The following is a 2,246-nucleotide window of genomic DNA, read 5'->3' as shown; positions in this document are numbered from 1 at the left end:
CCTGGTGCTTCAGCATGTCGACCGGGTCGAGGCCGCACCTGCCTACATCTCCTTCGATAGCTACTCCATGAACTCTGGCGGTCTGACCGCCGAGATCGTCAAAGGTAGGGGCGAGAGTGCCACCACCGAAACCGTGTGGGTGTCGGCAGCCTTCGAGGTGATTGGGCGCGCTCGCGATCCGCATGGCTACGGCTGGGCGCGCTGGCTGCGATGGCGCGATCCCGACGGCCGCCGTCACGAACATGCCGTGCCGGATGCCGCGCTCCACGGCGACCTCGGAGCGCTCGCCGCCGACCTCGCATCACGCGGCCTTGTCGTCAGCCGGGGGGGTCGCGCGCAGCTTTGTGAGTATTTGAATCGTGTGGCGGTGAAGGCCCGCGTCACCACGGTGAATCGCACGGGCTGGCATCTGATCGGCGAGCAACGGGTGTTCGTGCTGCCGGATGCGGTGATCGGCCAGCCCGAGACCGAGACGGTGATCCTGACCGGCGCGGCTGCGGCCCCCTACTCACGAAAGGGTACGTTGCAGGATTGGCGCAACAGCGTCGGCCGGCTGACTGCTGGGCACGGTCGCCTCATCCTGGCGTTGGCGACTGCCTTTGCGGGCCCGCTCGTCGACCTCGTCGGCGGCGAGGGTGGCGGGGTGAATCTCTACGGCCAGTCCAGCCGCGGAAAAACCACGGCGTTGAAGGCGGCGGCGAGCGTCTGGGGCCGTGGCGCTTCCGATCCTGGGTTCGTCCGGTCCTGGCGGGCGACCGCCAACGCCCAGGAAGCCACCGCGGCGATCGTTACCGACACCCTGTTGTGCCTCGACGAGATCGGGGTGGCTGAAGGCCGGGATGCAGCGGCGGCCGTCTACCAGTTGGCCTCCGGCGTCGGCAAAGGCCGCTCGGCTCGGGACGGCTCTATGCGCGCGCCGATGACATGGCGGGTGCTGACGCTCTCGACCGGCGAGTTGCCGATGGCGGCCAAGATCGCGGAGGACAAACAGCGCAAGGCCTACGCAGGTCAGGCGGTGCGTCTGCTCGATGTCCCCGCCGATGCCGGCCGTGGCTTCGGCCTGTTCGACCACGCAGGCCCTGATGGCGATCCTGCTCGTCTCGCCGAAGCCCTGCAGAAGGCCGCCCTGTCGGCTTACGGCGAGGCCGGACCGGCCTTCGTCCGCGCTCTGATGGACATGGGCCAGGAGGAAGCCCGGACCCTCGTCGTCGACCTCGTGGATAGCTTCGTTTTGGAGCACGCGCCGGCCGACGCCGACGGGCAGATTCGGCGGGCTGCCGCACGGCTGGGCATGATTGCTGCGGCGGGCGAGTTGGCCCGCACCTTCAACATCGTGCCGTGGGAGGAGGGTGAGGCTGAGGCTGCCGCGGCGCGGGCGCTGGCGGACTGGATCGGTTCTCGAGGCGGTACAGAGCCTGCCGAGGTTCGCGAGGCCATCGCTCAGGTCCGCCGGTTCTTTGAGGCCCATGGCGAGAGCCGCTTCGAATCGGTGGACGATACCGACGCCCGTCCGGTTCCGAACCGCGCCGGTTGGCGCCGCGGTCACGGCGACGGTCGTGTCTGGCTCGTCCTACCCGAGATGTGGAAGTCAGAGGTCTGCACCGGTCTGGATCCGGTGACCACCGCGAAGATCCTGGCCGAGCGCGGGATGCTGAAGCGCGATCCGAACAGCAGGCTGCAGCGGTCTGAGCGTACCCCAGGCGGTGCCACCCTCCGAGTTTATGTGATCACGGCATCGGTGTTCGACGGAGGCTCCGATGCGCCCTGACCTTCGCCTCCGGCTTCGTGAAATCACGAAGTCCCTCTCTACCGCCGAAAAACGCGTGACACGTGTGACACGGGTGGCAGAGCCGGTAGGCCACACCCTGTCACACATCGCCGTCACACGTTCGGCGCCGGAAAAAGGTCAACAAAATCAACGTGTCACACCTGTCACACGTGTCACACCTACAAAATTGGAAGGTGGAGATTTCCGTCACACGTCACCGGGTGTGACGGCGGTGGTGACAGAACGTGTGACAGGTTCGGGCAACGATCCGGCGGATTGGTTCGCCCACTTCGAAGAACGCGCCGCGATCCGGGAATTCGAGGGCGGATTCGCCCGCGCCGAGGCGGAGCGGCTGGCGCTGGACGAGACGATCGCCGCGTTGGGGCCGCAGCCGGCCACCCTCCATTGAGATCACGGTGGCGGTGCTCGTCGCCGCCTCCCTCGCCGCTCGCCGTGCGGACCTACGGACTCACCCAGG

The 2,246-nt window shown here is 67.5% G+C and carries 2 protein-coding genes; both read left to right on the top strand.

Translation table 11 applies throughout. The features are described from left to right. Positions 1–1,768: DUF927 domain-containing protein (locus MKK75_RS13280; protein ID WP_244043028.1), on the top strand; the 1,768-nt coding region annotated here is incomplete at its 5' end. Next, complete coding sequence (locus MKK75_RS13275; RefSeq protein ID WP_244043027.1) at positions 1,758–2,177, top strand: hypothetical protein; 420 nt, start codon at positions 1,758–1,760, stop codon at positions 2,175–2,177. The genes MKK75_RS13280 and MKK75_RS13275, both read left to right, overlap by 11 nt. The last annotated feature ends 69 nt before the right edge of the window (positions 2,178–2,246 follow it).

Origin of the sequence: Methylobacterium sp. J-030, assembly GCF_022829545.1 — a bacterium.
Taxonomy (GTDB): Bacteria; Pseudomonadota; Alphaproteobacteria; order Rhizobiales; family Beijerinckiaceae; genus Methylobacterium.
The sequence above is the reverse complement of the archived record's forward strand: the minus strand, read 5'-3'. Positions and strand labels throughout refer to the sequence as shown.

Excerpts from the sequence above, each read along its gene's own strand:
- MKK75_RS13275 (WP_244043027.1), top strand. The coding sequence starts at position 1,758 with ATGCGCCCTGACCTTCGCCTCCGGCTTCGTGAAATCACGAAGTCCCTC.